The 17887-nt window shown below is 69.8% G+C and carries 19 protein-coding genes; 9 read left to right on the top strand and 10 right to left on the bottom strand.

Going from position 1 to position 17887, the window contains the following annotated elements:
* Positions 1–12: 12 nt before the first annotated feature.
* Positions 13–417 (bottom strand): DUF7144 family membrane protein, encoded by a 405-nt coding sequence (locus LK09_RS10450; protein ID WP_039399038.1) that lies wholly within the window; start codon positions 415–417, stop codon positions 13–15.
* 279 nt (positions 418–696) lie between these two features.
* Positions 697–1059: a hypothetical protein gene (locus tag LK09_RS10445; RefSeq protein WP_039399036.1), complete on the bottom strand. Its 363-nt coding sequence runs from the start codon at positions 1057–1059 to the stop codon at positions 697–699.
* A gap of 127 nt (positions 1060–1186) precedes the next feature.
* Here LK09_RS10445 and LK09_RS10440 point away from each other — a divergent pair, with 127 nt between their 5' ends.
* Complete coding sequence (locus tag LK09_RS10440) at positions 1187–3334, top strand: ATP-dependent Clp protease ATP-binding subunit (protein WP_082008191.1); 2148 nt, start codon at positions 1187–1189, stop codon at positions 3332–3334.
* A 58-nt stretch (positions 3335–3392) separates the two neighbouring features.
* Here LK09_RS10440 and LK09_RS10435 read toward each other — a convergent pair whose 3' ends face one another.
* Positions 3393–3866: a DUF1772 domain-containing protein gene (locus LK09_RS10435; protein ID WP_039399034.1), complete on the bottom strand. Its 474-nt coding sequence runs from the start codon at positions 3864–3866 to the stop codon at positions 3393–3395.
* A gap of 51 nt (positions 3867–3917) precedes the next feature.
* Here LK09_RS10435 and LK09_RS10430 point away from each other — a divergent pair, with 51 nt between their 5' ends.
* Positions 3918–4484, top strand: a complete 567-nt coding sequence (locus LK09_RS10430) for a TetR/AcrR family transcriptional regulator (RefSeq protein ID WP_039399032.1) — start codon at positions 3918–3920, stop codon at positions 4482–4484.
* Between the two features lie 38 nt (positions 4485–4522).
* On the opposite strand, the gene LK09_RS10425 is transcribed toward LK09_RS10430, so the two are convergent.
* Together LK09_RS10425 and LK09_RS10420 are read right to left on the bottom strand one after the other, a co-directional pair.
* On the bottom strand, positions 4523–4966 hold the full coding sequence (locus LK09_RS10425; RefSeq protein ID WP_156138727.1) for a hypothetical protein: 444 nt from the start codon (positions 4964–4966) through the stop codon (positions 4523–4525).
* 272 nt (positions 4967–5238) lie between these two features.
* Complete coding sequence (locus tag LK09_RS10420; RefSeq protein WP_039399028.1) at positions 5239–6333, bottom strand: hypothetical protein; 1095 nt, start codon at positions 6331–6333, stop codon at positions 5239–5241.
* A 207-nt stretch (positions 6334–6540) separates the two neighbouring features.
* Here LK09_RS10420 and LK09_RS10415 point away from each other — a divergent pair, with 207 nt between their 5' ends.
* The 3 genes from LK09_RS10415 (at position 6541) to LK09_RS10405 (ending at position 8670) form a co-directional block, all read left to right on the top strand.
* Entirely contained in the window at positions 6541–6936 is a 396-nt protein-coding gene (locus LK09_RS10415) for a VOC family protein (protein ID WP_039399026.1), read from the top strand.
* A 61-nt stretch (positions 6937–6997) separates the two neighbouring features.
* Positions 6998–7555 carry an RNA polymerase sigma factor gene (locus LK09_RS10410; protein WP_039399024.1) on the top strand — a complete coding sequence of 186 codons (558 nt, stop codon included), beginning with the start codon at positions 6998–7000 and terminating at the stop codon, positions 7553–7555.
* Complete coding sequence (locus LK09_RS10405) at positions 7552–8670, top strand: DUF4349 domain-containing protein (RefSeq protein WP_039399022.1); 1119 nt, start codon at positions 7552–7554, stop codon at positions 8668–8670. Before LK09_RS10410 ends, LK09_RS10405 begins: the two co-directional genes overlap by 4 nt.
* Here LK09_RS10405 and LK09_RS10400 read toward each other — a convergent pair.
* Positions 8667–9947: an MFS transporter gene (locus LK09_RS10400; RefSeq protein WP_039399020.1), complete on the bottom strand. Its 1281-nt coding sequence runs from the start codon at positions 9945–9947 to the stop codon at positions 8667–8669. The two genes, LK09_RS10405 and LK09_RS10400, sit on opposite strands and share 4 nt — an antisense overlap.
* A gap of 57 nt (positions 9948–10004) precedes the next feature.
* On the opposite strand from LK09_RS10400, the gene LK09_RS10395 reads away from it, so the two are divergent.
* From LK09_RS10395 to LK09_RS10385, 3 genes are all read left to right on the top strand, one after another.
* Positions 10005–10541 (top strand): winged helix-turn-helix domain-containing protein, encoded by a 537-nt coding sequence (locus tag LK09_RS10395; protein WP_039399018.1) that lies wholly within the window; start codon positions 10005–10007, stop codon positions 10539–10541.
* A 119-nt stretch (positions 10542–10660) separates the two neighbouring features.
* Positions 10661–10990, top strand: coding sequence for a hypothetical protein (locus tag LK09_RS10390; RefSeq protein WP_052226665.1), 330 nt, complete (start codon positions 10661–10663; stop codon positions 10988–10990).
* Positions 10991–11181: 191 nt separating this feature from the next.
* Entirely contained in the window at positions 11182–12561 is a 1380-nt protein-coding gene (locus LK09_RS10385) for an 8-oxoguanine deaminase (RefSeq protein WP_039399017.1), read from the top strand.
* 45 nt (positions 12562–12606) lie between these two features.
* On the opposite strand, the gene LK09_RS10380 is transcribed toward LK09_RS10385, so the two are convergent.
* The gene (locus LK09_RS10380) at positions 12607–13188 is read right to left on the bottom strand and encodes a nitroreductase family protein (RefSeq protein WP_039399015.1); all 582 of its coding nucleotides are present in this window, start codon (positions 13186–13188) and stop codon (positions 12607–12609) included.
* Between the two features lie 144 nt (positions 13189–13332).
* Here LK09_RS10380 and LK09_RS10375 point away from each other — a divergent pair, with 144 nt between their 5' ends.
* Positions 13333–15156 (top strand): glycoside hydrolase family 15 protein, encoded by a 1824-nt coding sequence (locus LK09_RS10375; protein WP_052226664.1) that lies wholly within the window; start codon positions 13333–13335, stop codon positions 15154–15156.
* On the opposite strand, the gene LK09_RS10370 is transcribed toward LK09_RS10375, so the two are convergent.
* The 3 genes from LK09_RS10370 to LK09_RS10360 all read right to left on the bottom strand — a co-directional run.
* On the bottom strand, positions 15128–16231 hold the full coding sequence (locus tag LK09_RS10370; RefSeq protein WP_039399013.1) for an ABC transporter permease: 1104 nt from the start codon (positions 16229–16231) through the stop codon (positions 15128–15130). The two genes, LK09_RS10375 and LK09_RS10370, sit on opposite strands and share 29 nt — an antisense overlap.
* A complete protein-coding gene (locus LK09_RS10365) occupies positions 16228–17109 on the bottom strand; it encodes an ABC transporter ATP-binding protein (RefSeq protein ID WP_039399010.1) in 882 nt (293 codons plus the stop codon). Before LK09_RS10365 ends, LK09_RS10370 begins: the two co-directional genes overlap by 4 nt.
* Positions 17110–17240: 131 nt before the next feature.
* The coding region (locus LK09_RS10360; RefSeq protein ID WP_039399008.1) for an HNH endonuclease signature motif containing protein at positions 17241–17887 on the bottom strand (647 nt) is incomplete at its 5' end.

Genomic DNA, 17887 nt, shown 5'->3' with positions numbered 1-17887 from the left:
GTGGTGACGAGGTCAGGCCTTGTCGATCTCCTTGCCGTGCACGGTGAGCGCGTAGATCACGACGATGTCGAGGGCGAGGACGCCGATCGACAGCCACGGCTGCACGTCGATGAGCGTGAGCTGGCCGATCGCGTTGATCGCCACGAGGATGATCGCGACGACGCGCGCCCACTTCGCGCCGCCCAGCAGCGCGATGCCCGCGAACAGCACGGCGAGGCCGAGGATCAGGTGCCACCAGCCCCAGCCGGCGACGTTGATCTGGAACAGGCCGCTCTTGGCGATGAAGAAGACGGTGTTCGGGCCGATGATCGCTTGCAGACCGTGGAGCGCGTCCAGCGCGCCCGCGATGATCAGCACGACGCCGGCGAAGGTTCCCCAGCCGGCCCAGCCCGACTTGGTCACGGTGTTGTCAGTCATTTCAAGCTCTCCCTTCGAGTCGGCGCGGTGCCGAGACGAGTGGATGTCGCGGGGCTCCGCGCATCCGGAGGGCCCCAGGTGGTGCCCGCGCTCACAGTATCGCGAACCTGGGAGGAACCTGGGCAACGGCGCGTCGTGCGTGACGGGGCGTGTCGGCGAGTGTCGCCGCGCGACGCGTCGGGGCGCAGGTTCAGGTGTCAGGTTCTGTGGTCATGCCGTGGGAAGCTGGCACCTGAAGGGGATTCCGGAGGCAGGAGTCTGCGCGACGTGGGCCCGAGACTACTCGGACGGAGACCGAGCGGCGTCGTCGCTCGGCGTCCGCCCGGGCGCGGGCGCTCGGCGGGGCGTCGCCGCATGGGCTGCCAGTGCCCGGTCGACGCTGAAGCCGACGGCGGAGGCCACGAGCGCGCCGATCAGGCACAGGATGCCGACCCAGAACAGCACGACGATCCATGCGGCTGTGGTCGGATCGAGCAGTTCCCAGCGCAGCGGGTCGCTGAATCCGTCGAACACGTGCGAGGCGCTGCCCCAGAGGATTCCGCTCACGACAAGGCACAGCATCCCTGCGCACACCAGGATCGCGAGCGGGATGTTCGCCGGCGTCTTCGCCGCGGCATCCGTCGTCGTCGGATCGTCCGTCATGGCCAAAGGATAGGGCGATCAGGGGTCGTGCGGTAGCACGACCGCCGACCTTGAGCCGTGAAATCGCCTCTGCTAAACTTGAGCCACAACGACTCAAGTTTGAGTCTCGCAGCTTTCTAGGAGACAGATGAACGCAACACAGCAGCCGGGACAGGAGGACTCCCGCAGCGCCCTCGAGCAGTTCGGCATCAACCTGACCGACCGTGCCCGTCAGGGCAAGCTCGACCCCGTGATCGGGCGCGACAGCGAGATCCGCCGCGTCAGCCAGGTGCTCACCCGGCGCACCAAGAACAACCCCGTCCTCATCGGGGAACCCGGCGTCGGCAAGACCGCCGTCGTCGAAGGCCTCGCCCAGCGCATCGTCGCGGGCGACGTCGCCGAGTCCCTCAAAGACAAAGAGCTCGTCAGCCTCGACATCTCCGCCCTCGTCGCCGGCGCGATGTACCGCGGCCAGTTCGAGGAGCGCCTGAAGTCGGTGCTCAAGGAGATCACCGAGTCCGACGGACGCGTCATCACCTTCATCGACGAACTGCACGTGCTGATGGGCGCGGGCGGCGGAGAGGGGTCGGTGGCGGCATCCAACATGCTCAAGCCCATGCTCGCGCGCGGCGAGCTGCGCATGATCGGCGCCACCACGCTCAACGAGTACCGCGAGTTCATCGAGAAGGATGCCGCCCTCGAGCGCCGCTTCCAGCAGGTCTACGTCGGTGAGCCGTCGGTCGAAGACACCGTCGCGATCCTGCGCGGCCTGAAGGAGCGCTACGAGGCGCATCACAAGGTCGCCATCGCCGACGGCGCGCTCGTCGCCGCGGCATCCCTGTCGCACCGCTACCTGCCCAGCCGCCAGCTGCCCGACAAGGCGATCGACCTCATCGACGAGGCGGCATCCCGCCTGCGGATGGAGATCGACTCGGCACCCGTCGAGATCGACGAGCTGCGCCGGCACGTCGACCGTCTGAAGCTCGAAGAGCTGGCACTCAAGCGCGAGAAGGATGCCGCTTCGCAGGAGCGCCTGGCGACCCTTCGCACGGACCTCGAGGCCGAGCAGGCTCGCCTTTCCGACCTGCAGTCCCGGTGGGAGCGCGAGCGCGCCTCGCTCAACCGCGTCGGCGAACTGAAGACCCGGCTCGACCGTGCCCGCGGCGAGGCCGAACTCGCCCAGCGCGAGGGCAACCTCGAGAAGGCGTCGCGCCTGCTGTACGGCGAGATCCCGAGCCTCGAGCGCGAGATCGCCGCCGCGGAACGCGCCGAAGACAGCGAAGACCGGATGGTCAACGACCAGGTCACCGACGAGGACATCGCCGCGGTCATCTCGGCATGGACCGGCATCCCCCTCGGACGCCTCATGCAGGGCGAGACCGAGAAGCTGCTGCGCCTCGAAGCCGAGCTCGGCAAGCGCCTCATCGGGCAGAAGGAGGCGGTCGCGGCCGTGTCGGATGCCGTGCGGCGCTCCCGCGCGGGCATCAGCGACCCGAACCGCCCGACCGGATCGTTCCTGTTCCTCGGTCCGACCGGCGTCGGAAAGACCGAGCTCGCGAAGGCACTCGCCGAGTTCCTCTTCGACGACGAGCACGCCATGGTGCGCATCGACATGTCCGAGTACGGCGAGAAGCACTCGGTGGCCCGGCTCGTCGGTGCCCCTCCCGGGTACATCGGCTACGAGCAGGGCGGTCAGCTCACCGAGGCCGTGCGGCGCCGCCCCTACTCGGTGGTGCTGCTCGACGAGGTCGAGAAGGCGCATCCCGAGGTGTTCGACGTGCTGCTGCAGGTGCTCGACGACGGGCGGCTCACCGACGGTCAGGGGCGCACGGTCGACTTCACGAACGTGATCCTCGTGCTCACCTCGAACCTCGGCTCGCCGATCCTCATCGACCCGACGCTGTCCGAGGAGGTGCGCCGCGAGCAGGTCATGGCCCTCGTGCGGCAGGCCTTCCGGCCCGAGTTCATCAACCGGCTCGACGACATCGTGATGTTCCAGGCGCTCACCGAAGACGACCTCGCCCAGATCGTGGAACTCTCGGTCGACGCGCTGCAGCAGCGGCTGCACGACCGTCGGCTGTCGCTCGCGGTCACGCCGGATGCCCGGTCGTGGCTCGCCGAGCGCGGCTACGACCCGGTGTTCGGCGCCCGGCCGCTGCGCCGGCTCATGCAGCGCGAGATCCAGGACCGCCTGGCGATGGCGCTGCTGGCCGGGCGCGTGCGCGACGGCGACACCGTGCGGGTGGACGTCGCCGCCGACGGCACCGGGCTCGTCGTCACGAGCTCGGGGGAGTAGCCCCCAAGACGAGGATGCGAGCTGCCCGGTCGGGCGGCTCGCATCCGTCGTCCGCCGCTCACAGCAGGAGCAGCGTCACGCACAGCAGCGCGATCGCGATGCCGAGGAGCGTCGCCCGCAGCACGATGATCGACTCCCAGCGCGCCTGCAGGTCGCGGGCATCGGCGGGGACCTCGTCGGCGAACGCGGCGGCCGTGAGCTTCGCGTTGATGGGCTTGGAGATCCGGGCGAAGAGCACCAGCCAGACGAGCAGCAGCACGAGGGCCGCGAGGCTCAGGATGCCGGTGGCCGGCGTCCCCCAGAGGAACGCCGCCGGGACGGTGAGCGCGGCGGCGATCGTGCCGCCGATGCCGATCGGCGGGAATCGCCGGTCGCCGTAGTAGTGGCCGCGGCCGGTGACCTGCACCAACGTGCGGTCGTCGAGGTCGGCGTAGACGGGGCGCTGCACGACGGCAACACTCAGGTCGGTGCCGAAGATGACGGCGAGGCTCAGGATGGCGAGCGTGGCGGTGATGCCGATGATGATGGTCATGTCTCCTCCGGTGTTAGCAGTGCTAAGTGTTAGCGGTGCTAATATAGCCACATGCCCCGATCAGCGCAAGAGACCGAGCGGATCCGCGAACGAGAACTCCGCATCGTTCAGGCGACGCGCGAGATCGCGGAGCGCGAGGGATGGCCCGCGGTCACCGTGCGCCGCCTCGCCGACGAGATCGGGGTGAGTCAGCCGATCCTCTACCGGCACTTCCCCGGCGGGCGCGACGAGATCGTCGGCCGTGTGGTTCTCGACGGCTACACGGAGCTCGCCGCGGCGCTGCACGCGAGTGACTCGGCGCCGGATCCCCTTCGCACCCTCGTTGCGGCCTATCTCGACTTCGCGCGGAGCCATCCCGCGGTGTACGAGGCCATGGCGACCGCCCGCACCGACATCGCCTTCGCGTCCGACGAGACCCCGGCCGTCCTCCGCGAGGGGTTCGGGATGCTCGAGCGCGCGGTCGGCGGCATCGACGCGCGCGACCGCGCGGTGCGCGCCGAGCTGCTGTGGAGCACTCTGCACGGCATCAGCCAGTTCGAGGCCGCGGGGCGGATGGATGCCGCGCTCGACGATCTGCGCGAAGACGCCCTGGTCGCCCTGTTCTCGCCGCATCCCTGAGCTGCGGCATCCCGCATCAGCGCCGGAAGTGCGCCTTGCTAGTCACGGTTCACCGCGAGCGCCTCGATGAGCGCAGCAGTCTGATTGGTCCGGATGACCCGGGTGGCACCGCCCGTGAGGGTGATGCTCGCAGCAGTTCCGGTGTCCCAGAGGAGGTACTGCCCGCGTCCGGTAATCCGCCACCCGATGCCGCCGGCATCCGCCCAGTCCACACACACGGCTTCGACATGTGCGATGCGGTCGAGGGGGATGCGCATCACCCGAAACGGAAACAGCGACCCGCACACGTGAGTCTCGGTGACGGTGATGGTGATCCGGCGAACGAGAAAGAGCATCGCGGTACAGAGCAGAATGACTCCGACAATCACGAAGATGACTGCGAGCGGTCCACCGAGCTGCTCCCTCCCCGTTGCGACGTCCCAGATCAGCACCACTGTGAAGAACACGGTGAGTGCGAATATCGCGGCGGCGAGGGCGGTCATCCAGCGGGGGCCACGGAGAACCTCGCGAAACCTCAAAGATGGCATCGCCATCGTGGTGGTGCGGCGGCACAAGCGGCTACAACAATCGTCCCGGACACTATTCGAAGCTAGGACGAGCGAGGGTCGCACCTCTGGGGTTTCGCGTACTGAGGAAGCTGCCTTCAGTAATCTCACAGGGATTAGACAGGGAACTTGGTCGCCCTGGTCGCCTGTTCTCGCCGCGCCTCTGAGCTGCGGCACCTGGACCCGCGCTGACGAACACCGGGGCTGTGTCAACGTCTCCGCGCTGAGGACCTGGCATTTCTCGTGCTCCGCAGTCCACGTGTCCGGCGGAGTGCAGGTCGCGGCATCCGCGGGTCCGCGGGCGCGCGTGTGCGCGGACTCGCCGTCACTGGAGTCCCGGGTGCTTCGCGTGCGCCCTCAAGCTGCTCCCTCGCCGCTCGGTAAGCCGCTTCGGCGCGCCGGACGCCGGAGGCAGTCGATGCCGCTTCGGCGAAACGGACCCACGGAATCCGTCTCGCGGCAGCCCGCGGATAGAGAGCGAGGACGGTACACGTGCTGACGGCCGCAGCAGACCAGCCCATCCATCCCAGTGGGGAGCGCACGAGCACCCAACCAATGGGAACGATGAGTAGTAGTGCGGGCACGAGGAATCCCGCGCGAGTCCAGAACCGAGCAGCCGCACCAGCCGAGTGATCCGCCGAAGCCGCCCAGCCGAAGACGAGAAGGGCTATCGGCAGGACGAGGACGAGCGAGATCGTAAACGGGACCATCAGGTAGGGCGTGTCACCGTATATCGCGAAGACGGGGATGAACCCTGCCGCGAACCAGAGCACGGCTGGTGCGCCCCACACGATGGCCCGCGCACGGATGACGCGCGCGCGTACCGTCGGCACGGCGTACCCCCATGCGTGGACACGGACACGGCGGGCGGCGAAATCGCGACGTGCCATGAGGAGGCGCTGTTCGGGGGTGGCGATGGCGAGGACACTGAGCATGACGAGGGAGCCGATCCATCCGCATGCGAAGACGAGGATGATGGTCGGCAGCCGCGTCGAATCGACGATGGTGATGGGGACGCCCACCTCTGCCAAGAGCAACAAGACCAGTGCGCAGAGGGCGAGGGTCGCTTGTAGCGGTACGCGTGCCGACCTCGACAAGGAACTCCAATCACCGGAAAATCCCGTCGCGGCAGCAACGGCCACGATGACCGTTGCGATGAAGCCGATGACCGCGAAGGCGTCGTCATAGATCGGACTTGCCCAGATGCCGACGGCTCGGAGCGGCTCCCAGAGGTTTCGGGAAGCCCCCAGCATGACCGAGAAGAGTGCGACCGGGAGCCACATCACGGCCAGGGAAAGCGTCATGTAGGGCCAGGCACCCCAATAGAACCAAGCTCGCGAGCTGTCCTGACCCTCTCCTGCACGCTGAACCCGTCTCGGGTCACCCATGTTCGCCTCCAATACTCCTGGCGTCAGCGTGCCAGATACCTCGGACAATCCCCGAACGCGATCGGGTCGGCAGCCTCGCCTAACCCTCTGGACGCGGTCATGGCACGGGCGGATGCTGGTGCCATGACCGCATTCGACACCAACGGCATGTTCTCCGGCTTCAGCGTCGACGACATCAACGACGCGCACGTCTTCTACGGCCAGACCCTGGGGCTGAAGGTGACGCAGAATCCGATGGGGTTCCTCGACATCCACCTTCCCCAGGGCGGCACGATCCTCGTCTACGAGAAGGAGAACCACACGCCGGCGAGCTTCACGATCCTGAACTTCCCAGTGGCGGACGTCGAGGCCGCCGTCGACGAGCTCAACTCCCGCGGGGTCGTCACCAAGATCTACAGCGACCCCGACTTCGGCACCGATGAGAAGGGGATCGCGCACGGCGAGCCCGGTCGCGGGCCGGACATCGCCTGGTTCACCGACCCGGCCGGCAACGTGCTGTCCGTGCTCGCCGCGAACTGATCCGAGACGATCCCGGCGCTGCCGACACTGAACTGTTGAGAGAACTCTGCAGGAGAGTGGGATGGCCGAGCGCACCGACGACGACGCCACGCTCGCGGCGCAGGCCGCCGGCGGCAGCGAGAGCGCGTTTCGCACGCTCTACCGCGCGTACGTGCGGCCGGTGTACTGGCTCGCGCACGGGCTGGTGGGCAACGCCGGGGATGCCGAGGACGTCACGCAGGAGACCTTCCTGGCGGCGTGGCGGAAGCTCCCGGGGCTGCACCTCGAGAGCGAATCGCTGCTGCCGTGGCTGGCGACCATCTGCCGCTACCAGGCGGCGAACCGCATCCGCCGGCAGCGCCGCGACCGCGAGCACACCGCGGCGGCGGTCGATGAGGCGGTGCCCGACACCGTCGACGTGGAACAGCAGGTGGTGGCATCCGTCCTCGTCGATCAGATCCTCGAGGCCGTACGGGGGCTGAGCCCCCTCGACCAGCAGATCTTCCGGCTGTGCGCCGCCGAGGGCTACGCCTACCAGGCGGCGGCCGAAGAGCTCGGCGTCTCGCACGGGGTGGTGCGCAACCGTCTCTCACGCATCCGCACACAGCTGCGGTCGACGACCGGGACGGAGGGGCCATGACCGAGCACAGCGCAGACGAGCGTCCGCCGCTGCCCGAGCTGAGCGAGGAGCGCATCGACGAGATGGAGCGCGCGCTGCTGGCGGAGATCGACCGGGAGCGCCGCAGCAGCTGGAACGCGCAGGCCGCCCACACCGATCGGCGCCGGCACCGCCGTCGCCTGGTGATCGGCTGGTCGGGGGCGGCGGCACTCGTGGTCATCGCGGCCATCGCGGCGGGGCCCGTCCTCAGCGGGCTCGGCCCGCAGGCGAGCAGCTCGGGCTCGATGGCCATCGAGCCGGGAACGACACAGCAGGGCGCTCCCGACACCGGGTCGGGTCGGGATGCCTCCGGCGGGACATCCACGGGTGGTAAGGCGTCGGGGGGCGCGTCGTCCGAGTCCGGTCGGCAGATCGTGGCCACAGCCCAGGCGACGGTGCAGGTCGACGACGTCGCCGCCGCGGCCAAGACGATCGCCGCGGCGGCCGCGAAGCGCGGCGGCTACGTCGAATCGATGAACATCGGCATGCCGGCCCCCGGGCCGACGATCGCTCCCCAGGCCGGCAAGGAGGCGGCATCCCCGGCATCCCAGAGCGGGACCATCACGGTGCGCGTGCCGTCCGACCAGCTGGTGGGTGCGGTGGGCGCGCTGTCGGCCCTCGGCACGGTCCAGTCGACCTCCATCTCGCAGCAAGACGTCACCTCGCAGGCGATCGACCTGCGCGCCCAGGTCGACGCGCTGCAGGCATCCGTCACGCGGCTGACCGAACTCATGCGCAAGTCCGCGAGCGTCGCCGACCTCCTCACCGCGGAGACCGCGCTGTCCCAGCGGCAGGCCGACCTGGAGGCCGCCCAGCAGCAGCTCAAGGCCCTGGAGAATCAGGTCGCGATGTCGAGCCTGACGGTCACCCTCGTCGAGAAGCCGGCGCCGGCCGCGGCCGCACCGAGCGGGTTCGGCGACGGGCTCACCGCCGGCTGGAACGGGCTGGTCGCGGTGTTCGACGCCGTCGTCGTGGCCCTCGGATTCCTGCTGCCGTGGCTCGTCATCGCCGCCGTCGTCGCCGTGATCGTGTGGCTGGTGCTGCGGACGCGCCGGCGTCGCCGCGCGACACCGGCGCCGGATGCACAGGAGGATTAGGTCGCATCCGGCGCCGGGGCTTCGGTGCCGGTCGGCAGGCTCCGCATCGCCCAGAACGGCCCGGTCACGACGAACACGGCGGATGCCAGCTGCCCGAGGGCGCCGATCCACATCGTCGGGACGATGCCGAGCCACGTCGCCAGGGCGCCGGCCGCGAGCGAGGCGATCGGCATCACGCCCCACACCACGAACCGGATCGAGGCGTTCATGCGGCCGAGCAGGCGCGGCGGGGTGATGCGCTGGCGGAACGTGACCTGGGTGATGTTGTACACCAGCACGAAGAAGCTCATCACGAACTCCGCCACCACCAGCAGGGGGAACGCGATCTGCGGCACCATGGCCGCGACCGGCAGGAGCACGCCGACGACGCAGAACGCCAGGGCGCTGAGAGGAATCGCCGGCCCCTCGCCCACCCAGCGCGTGAGGTGCGGGGTGGCGATCGCGCCGAGGAGGCCTCCGACGGCGCCGAGCGACAGCAGCAGACCCATCGCCTGCGGGGTCATCCCGAGTTCGCGCAGCAGGAAAAGGGGCAGGATCGTCACCGAGATCGTGTTGAACAGGTTCGAGGCGCCGGTGGTGCCGACGATGCGGCGCAGCGCGGGGCTGCCGAACACCCACCGCAGGCCCTCGCCGATCTCGTGCAGCAGCCGGCCGTGCTCGTGCGCGGGGCGCAGCTGCTCGCGGTCGCGCGTGAACGAGAGTGCCACGAAGGACGCCGCATACGTGCCGGCCGTGGTGATCATCGCGAAGGGCGCCGAGAAGACCCCGATGAGCCAGCCGGCGATCGCCGGTCCGGTCAGATGCGCGACCTGGGCGGTGGCCTCGAGCTTCCCGTTGGCCTCGGCGATCTGCTCCGGCAGCACGAGGGAGGGGGTGAGGCTCTGGTACGACACGTCGAAGAAGACGGTGGCGACGCCGATGACGAACGCCACGGCGTACAGCTGCCAGATGTGCAGCATCCCGAGCGACCAGAGGATCGGGACGGATGCCAGCGCGACGGCGCGCACGACGTCGGCGGCGATCATCACGTGCCGCTTGCGCATCCGGTCGATCCAGGCGCCGGCGGGCAGCCCGATGAGCAGGAACGCGGCCAGGCCCGACGCGTTGAGCACGCCGACCTCGAACGCGCTCGAGTGCAGCAGCACGACCGCGAGCACCGGGACGCCCAGAAGCGAGATCTGCTCGCCGAACTGGCTGAGCGCCTGCCCGCCCCACATCGTGAGGAAGTTGCGGTCCCGCCACAGCGACCGCGGCTGCAGATCGACTGATTGGGACATGCCAATCAGTCTGCGGGACTGATTGAGAGAAGTCAATGGGATGGCTACGGTGGGGTGATGACGGATGCCGAGGACCCACCGGCCGAGGATGACGCCGAGTGGACCGAGAAGGCGGCGCGCGCCCTCAGCTCGCCGCTGCGGATGCGGGTGCTGCGCCTGTGCCGGTTCGACGCGCGCACCAACAAAGAGCTGGCACAGCTGCTCGACGTCAATCCGGGAACGATGCTGCACCACGTGCGCACGCTCGTGGATGCCGGGATGCTGGCGCCCGAAGCCGAGCGGGTCGGGGAGCGCGGCGCCCGCGAGATCCCGTACCGCTCGACCGGCCTGTCGTGGCACGCGCCGCGCGCGCCCAACCAGTCGGTCGTGCTCATAGAGACGATGCGTCAGCAGCTCCAGGGCGTCGACCCCGAGGCGGTGCAGGTCAGCTGGCTGGGGCTGCGTCTGAACGCCGCGCACCGGGCCGAGCTCGAGGCGCGCCTCCAGGATGTGCTCGAAGATTTGGCGGCCCGCGAGCCCGATCCCGACGGGGAGTCGTCGTCGCTGGTGATCGTGCTGCACCCCGAGAACAACCCGCCCGCGGCGGGGGACTGATCCGTCCACAGGCGTGTCGTGCCGGCCGTTGCGGGCGTGTCATCCACAGCTCGTCGCCCCTGTCTGCGGGGCGTCGCGAAGGCTTGGCATCCTCGTCGGAACGGACACAGAATGGAGAGGTGGACGCGATCGTGAACCCCGGAAACTGGCTGTACATCGCAGCGCTCACGACGGTGATGCTCGCTCAAGCGGCGCTCATCGTGACCCTGACGAACAGGTCGATGACCGCGGCGATCAGCGGACTGCGGGGTGAACTGCGTGGTGAGATCGGTGAGTTGCGCGGTGACGTCGGGGCGCAGATCGCCCGGCTCGACGGAAAGGTCGAGGCCTTCCGCGGTGAAGTGGAGGGGCGCTTCGCGGCACTGGACCAGAGGCTGATCGTGATGGACAAGCGCATCGACAACCTCGACCGGGATGTCGCCGCACTCGTGAAGAAGGCGATGGACTGACCGGGTTCGGGCTCCCTCGCCTGGGGATCAGCCGGGTGGTCGGCGCGCAGCCGTTGACCCGCGGCATCCGTCCCTGATATCCATGAATCACGACCGCGCTCGCGCGGAGTCCTGGATCAGCAGACAGGCGGATTGAGCTGGCCCCCTGAGGCCGGCACCGGGTCGGCCCGTGATCCGAGGAGTCCGCACACATGTCCGCAGCATCCACCCCCGCAGCCGCGCTCTGGCTGAAGAACCCGCTGGCGATCCACACACCGGCCGGCGTCGACGCGCGCGGCGGCCTCGTCATCCGCGACGGCCGCATCGTCGAGACGGTGACCGCCGGCGCCACCCCGGCCACGCCGTACGACGAGGTGTACGACGCCTCGCGTCACGTCGTCACCCCGGGCCTGGTCAACACGCACCACCACTTCTACCAGACGCTCACCCGCGCGTGGACGCCGGTGGTGTCGGCCGAGCTGTTCCCGTGGCTGAAGGGTCTCTACGGGCTGTGGGCCGGGCTCACGCCGCGCGACCTGGAACTTGCGACCACGGTCGCGCTCGCCGAACTGCTGCTGTCCGGCTGCACCACCGCGGCCGACCACCACTACCTGTTCCCGACCGGGCTCGACGAGGGCATCGACGTGCAGGTCGACGTCGTCCGCCGACTGGGGATGCGGGCGACCCTCACCCGCGGATCGATGTCGCTCGGCGAGAAGGACGGCGGCCTGCCCCCGCAGAGCACGGTGCAGGATGCCGACGTCATCCTCGCCGACAGCGCCCGCCTGGTCGACGCCTACCACGAGCGCGGCGACGGCGCCTTCGTGCAGATCGCGCTCGCCCCCTGCTCGCCGTTCTCGGTGACCACCGACCTCATGCGCGAGACCGCGGAACTCGCCGACCGGCTCGACGTGCGCCTGCACACCCACCTCGCCGAGACCATCGACGAGGAGGACTTCTGCCGCGAGATGTTCGGCCTGCGCACCGTCGACTACCTCGACTCCGTCGGCTGGCTGGGCGATCGCACGTGGCTCGCGCACGGCATCCACTTCGACGACGCCGAGATCGCGCGGCTCGGTGCGGCCGGCGCCTCCGTGGCGCACTGCCCGATGTCGAACATGCGGCTCGCGTCGGGCATCGCCCGCGGCATCGAGCTGGAGGATGCCGGGGTCAACGTCGGCATCGGCGTGGACGGGTCGGCATCCAACGACGCGTCCAACATGATCCAGGAGGTGCGCCAGGCGCTCTACATCCAGCGGCTCCGCTACGGGGCGGCGTCCATCACGCCCGAGCGCGCGCTGGACTGGGCGACGCAGGGCTCGGCGCGGGCGCTCGGCCGCACCGACATCGGCTCCCTCGAGGTCGGCAAGCAGGCCGATCTCGCCATGTTCACGCTCGACGAGCTGCGGTTCTCGGGCAGCCACGACCCGCTCGCAGCGATCATCCTGTGCGGAGCAGACCGGGCCGACCGGGTGATGGTCGGCGGCACCTGGCGGGTCACGGACGGCGCGATCGTCGGCCTCGACATCCCGCAGCTGATCGCCCACCACTCCGAGGCCGCGCGAAGCCTCCTGGCCCGGCACACCGCATGACGAAACGCCCCGGAGATTCCGGGGCGTTTCGTGGGGGTCGTGCGATCAGTCGTTGACGAGGACGGACTCGGCGACGGCGCGGCGCACGCGCGGGGCGTTCTCGCGCTGCTGCAGTTCTTCGGACGCGGTGCGGATGTCGCCCAGCTCGCCGACGGCCATGACCGTCAGCGGGGTGAAGTCGTCGGAGAGGCCGAACGCCGCGCTGATCACGTCGCGGTGGAAGCCGCCCATCTGGTGGGTCGACAGCCCGTCGGCGTGCGCCTGGACGGTGAAGTGCGCGGCGACCTGGCCGGCGTCGTACTGCGCCCAGACGAGCGGCTCGCCGTCGCGGGTGGTCTCGGCGACGAACACGACGAGGGCGGCCGCGTCGCCGGCCCACGACGCGTTGAAGCCCATGAGGCTCTCCATCACCTTCGCGTGCGCGGCGCTGCCGCGACGGGCGACGATGACGCGCCACGCCTGCGTGTTGGCGGCGGTGGGGGCCCAGCGCGCGGCCTCCAGGGCGCTTGCCAGAGCCGCCTCGTCGATCACGGATGCCGGGTCGAAGATGCGCGTGCTCCAGCGCTCGGCGAGGACGTCGATGATCGGGGCGTCGGTGGTCGCGGTGCGGTCGATGGCGATGCTCATGGGGAGCCTTTCGGGGGAGGGGAGGGATACCGGGGACGCCATCGGCCCATCCCCATGCAACCGCATGTACCTGAGTGCTATTCCAGAATGTTGCAGAATTCAACCTCCGGGCCTGCACGGGGGCGTCGGGTTAGCCTGGCCGATGTGGTGACACCGATCGAGGACTACGCCCTGCTCAGCGACTGCCGGACCGCCGCGCTCGTGTCGCGCGAGGGGAGCATCGACTGGCTGTGCGTGCCGCGGTTCGACTCGCCGTCGGCGTTCGGTGCGCTGCTCGGCGGTCCCGACCAGGGGCGGTGGAGTCTGCGGCCCGCCGATCCCGCGGCCACCGCGACGCGACGCTACGACGGCGACACGTTCCTGCTGATCACCCGGTGGGAGACCGCGACGGGGGTCGCCGAGGTGCACGACGTGATGCCCGTGGACGGTCATCGGCACGACGTGACGCGCCGCATCGACGTGCTCCGGCGCGTCGTGGGGGTCAGCGGCGAGGTGGTCTTCGACCACGAGCTGCGCGTGCGGTTCGACTACGCCCGGGCACTGCCGTGGATGCGGCAGACCGGCACGCACGCCGCGCCCGAACTGACGGCGATCGCCGGACCCGATGCGCTCGTGGTGCGCGGCGCCGCCTTTCGGGCCGACGACCACCGCCACCGCGGGCAGGTCATCGTCGCGGCGGGGGAGCAGGTCGACATCTCCCTGACGTGGCATCCCTCGCACCGCAAGGCGCCCGAGGCGCTCGACGCCGACGCGGCACGCGCGGAGACCCGCGAGTGGTGGCAGGACTGGGCGGCGCGCATCGATCACAACGGCCCGTTCGAGGCATCCGTGGTGCGGTCGCTGCTGGTGCTTCGCGCCCTGAGCCACCGCGACACCGGAGGGATCGTCGCGGCCCCCACCACGTCGCTGCCGGAGCAGTTCGGCGGAGCGCGCAACTGGGACTACCGCTACGTGTGGCTGCGGGATGCCGCCCTCACTCTGCAGGCGCTGCTGGAACACGGCTTCGTCGGCGTCGCCCACCACTGGCGCGAGTGGCTGCTGCGCGCGATCGCCGGCGACGCCGCCGACATGCAGATCATGTACGGCATCGGCGGGGAACGGGAACTGCCGGAACACGAGATGCCGTCACTCCCGGGCTATGACGGGGCGTCCCCGGTGCGGGTCGGCAACGACGCGTCCGGGCAGTATCAGGCCGACGTCGTCGGCGAGGTGATGGTGGCGCTCGCCGCCGCGCGCGACGCCGGACTCGAGGAGTCCCACTACTCGTGGCCGATGGAGCGCGCGCTGCTGCGCGAGACGGGTGACCGTCTGGAAGAGCCGGACAACGGCATCTGGGAGATCCGGGGCGAGCCGCGGCACTTCACGCATTCGCGCGTCATGATGTGGGCGGCGTTCGACCGCGGCATCCGCGCGGTGGAGGAGCACGGCCTGAAGGGCCCCGTCGACCAGTGGCGCCGGCGCCGCGACACCCTGCGCGCCCAGATCGACGAGCACGGCGTGGCCGAGGGGCGATTCGTCCAGCACGATGCGACGACCGAGGTGGATGCCTCCCTTCTGCTCATTCCGCAGGTCGGCTACTGCGCTGCGGACGATCCGCGGATGCTGGCGACGGTCGCCGAGATCGAGCGCACCCTGTTGCGCGACGGGCTGGTGCGCCGCTATCGCACCGACACCGGGGTGGATGGTCTCGAAGGCGACGAGCATCCCTTCTTGGCCTGCTCGTTCTGGCTGGTGCAGCAGTATGCGGCCAGCGGGCGCCGCGACGACGCCGTGGCGCTGATGGAGCGCCTGTGCGGCCTCGCGAACGACGTCGGGCTGCTCAGCGAGGAGTACGACGTCGAGCAGCACCGCCACGTCGGCAACACGCCGCAGGCCTTCTCTCACCTCGCCCTGGTCCGGGCCGCGGATGCGCTCGGCGTCCACCGGGATGCGCGGCCGGTCAGCCGGTCAGCGCCTCGCGGAGCTTGACGCGCGCGCCCATGCGCAGCAGCGAGTTGCGGTAGATGCGCGACCCGACCCAGATCGCGCCGGCACAGGTGGCGATGAGGATGCCGAGCGACAGGATCGGCTCCCATCCCTGTGCCTGGCCGAGGTAGATGCGCAGCGGCATCGCGACCGGGGCGGAGAACGGCACGTACGAGAGCACGGTCAGCGCGACCGGGTTGCCGTTGAGGAAGATGACGAGAAAGTACGGCAGAAGGATCAGCATGGTCAGCGGCATCGTGGTCGCCCCGACATCCTCCTGTCGTGACACCATCGCGCCGGCCGCGGCGAACAGCGAGGCCAGCAGCACGAATCCGAACAGGAAGAACACCGCGAACCAGACGAGCGGGGACGCGAGGCCGGTGAGCACGGGCGCGTGTCCGGTGACGCCCAGCCCGATCGCGGCGATCGTGACCAGCACCAGGATCTGCCCCATCGCGAGGATCGTGTTGCCCAGCACCTTGCCGGCCAGCAGCGTCCGCACCGGGATGGCGGAGATGAGGATCTCGACCACGCGCGTCGATTTCTCTTCGACGACGCTCTGCGCGATCGTGCTGCCGAACATGCTGGCCGCGACGAGGAACACGACCCCGAACCCCACCGCGACGAGATAGCGCAGCAGATCGTTCTGCCCGTTGTGCTGCAGCAGCACCACCGGCGGACCCTGGCTGAGCGATGCGACCAGGCTCTGCGGGACCGTGTCTTTCGCGAGGACGACGTAGTCGAACGGGGAGTCGCCCTGTGGCTGGGGGACGAGCGCCGCGTCGGCGCGTCCGGACTTCACGAGCGCGCGGGCCTGAGCCGGGGTGTCGACGGTCTTGGTCTCGACGTCGTCCCGTCCGCTCACGTACTTCGCGGTCTCGCTCGTCACCGCCACCGTCGTCTTCGAAGGGCTTGCGGCGAGCAGGCTGCTCACGATGAGGCCGCCGAGGAGGAGCAAAACGAGCACGAGGGTCGAGATCAGGAACGCCTTGCTGCGCAGCTTGGAGCCGACTTCGCGCTCGGTGACGAGCCAGACCGTCTTCGCGGTGCCGAGGGGTGCCGCCGCCGGCGCGCTCATCGGATCGTCTCCTTGAAGATCTCAGCGAGGGAGGGATGCCGCGGCGCGAAGCTCAGCACGCCGCCGTGTTCCACGGCCCGCCGCAGCACCCGCTGCGCGGCATCCGGATCGGCGTCGAACACGGCCCGTGCGTCGTCCTGCTCGAGCAGCACGATGCCCGGCTCGTCGCGCAGCCACCCGGTGTCGGATGCGGCGCGGAGCTCGTACCGGCGCCCGGCGTGCTGCGCGCGCAGCGTCGTGGTCGCACCGGTCGCGCGGATCGTGCCGTCGGCGATGATCACGAGGTCGTCGCAGAGCCGTTCCACGACGTCGAGCTGGTGGGAGGAGAACAGCACGGCGACGCCCTGCGCAGCGCGCTCCTTGAGGACGCCGGCGACCACGTCGACCGCGAGGGGGTCGAGGCCGGAGAACGGCTCGTCGAGGATCAGCACCTCCGGCTCGTGCACGAGGGCGGCGGCGATCTGAGCCCGCTGCTGGTTTCCGAGCGAGAGGGTCTCGACGCTGTCGTCGAGGCGCTCGCCGAGCCCGAGGCCCGTGAGCAGCTCCTTCGCCTTGGCGGTGGCATCCGCCTTGCGGAAGCCGTGCAGGCGCGCGAGGTACGCGATGTGCTCGCCGACCTTCATCTTCGGGTAGAGCCCGCGCTCTTCGGGCATGTAGCCGAAGCGTCGCCGGTCATCGGGCGTGAGGGCGTTGCCGTCGAGGGTCACCGTCCCGCCGTCGGAGGTCAGCACGCCGAGCGCGATCCGCATGGTCGTCGTCTTGCCGGCCCCGTTGCCGCCCACGAATCCGGTGAGCCGCCCCGGGAGGACATCGAACCCGACATCGTCGAGCACGCGGTGGATGCCGTAGCTCTTGGTGATCCCCCGGAGTTGCAGCATGGCTCCCAAGGTAGCGGGCCCCGCCGCCCGCGGTCCCGATGACCGGGAACGCGGGTGCCGACGACATCGGGACGGGGCCGCCGCGCCGAGAGGGGACGGCGCCGGTCCGGGCCGGGTGGTCTTGACGGTGTTCATGCGGCGGCCTCGGGTGTGGTGGTTCGGAATCGGGTGGGTGGTGGTTGGAGGTCGCCGAACGCATATCGGCGTTCGAGGCGTGGGTGCAGCACGATGGGTTCGATGTCGGGGTCGGGGGAGTGGAGGACGAAGGGTCCGGTTCCGTGACGGGTGATCCACCAGCCGTGGTGGTGCAGGTTCATGTGGTGGAACCTGCACAGCAGGATGCCGCGGTCCACATCGGTTCTGCCGCCTTCGGAGTGCAGGTCGATGTGGTGCGCCTCGCAGAAGGAGGGTGGTCTGTCGCACCCGGTCCAGCCGCACCCGCCGTCGCGTTGCGCGAGCGCGAGGCGTTGTTTCGCGGTGAACAGGCGGGTGTCGCGGCCGAGGGTGAGCGGGTTGCCGTCCGGGTCGATGGTGATGGTGGTGGTGCCGGTGTCGCAGACGTGCTGTGCGGCGAACACGGCCGGCACGGTCTGGTTGGTGTCTTCGATGACCGCCACGCCGGACCCGGTGCGGCTGGTGTCGGTGACGACGACCCGGATCCCGGCCTGCCGGGCACCGAACACCGACGCGGCGTCGGCAAGCGACCCGGTGTGCAGCACGTCGATCAGCAGGTCGTACGCGAGTTGCTCGTTCGTGCGCGGGTCGGCGACCAGCGCGG

It is taken from the genome of Microbacterium mangrovi, from assembly GCF_000802305.1.
GTDB lineage: Bacteria > Actinomycetota > Actinomycetes > Actinomycetales > Microbacteriaceae > Microbacterium > Microbacterium mangrovi.
This window is presented reverse-complemented; position numbering and strand designations above follow the sequence as displayed.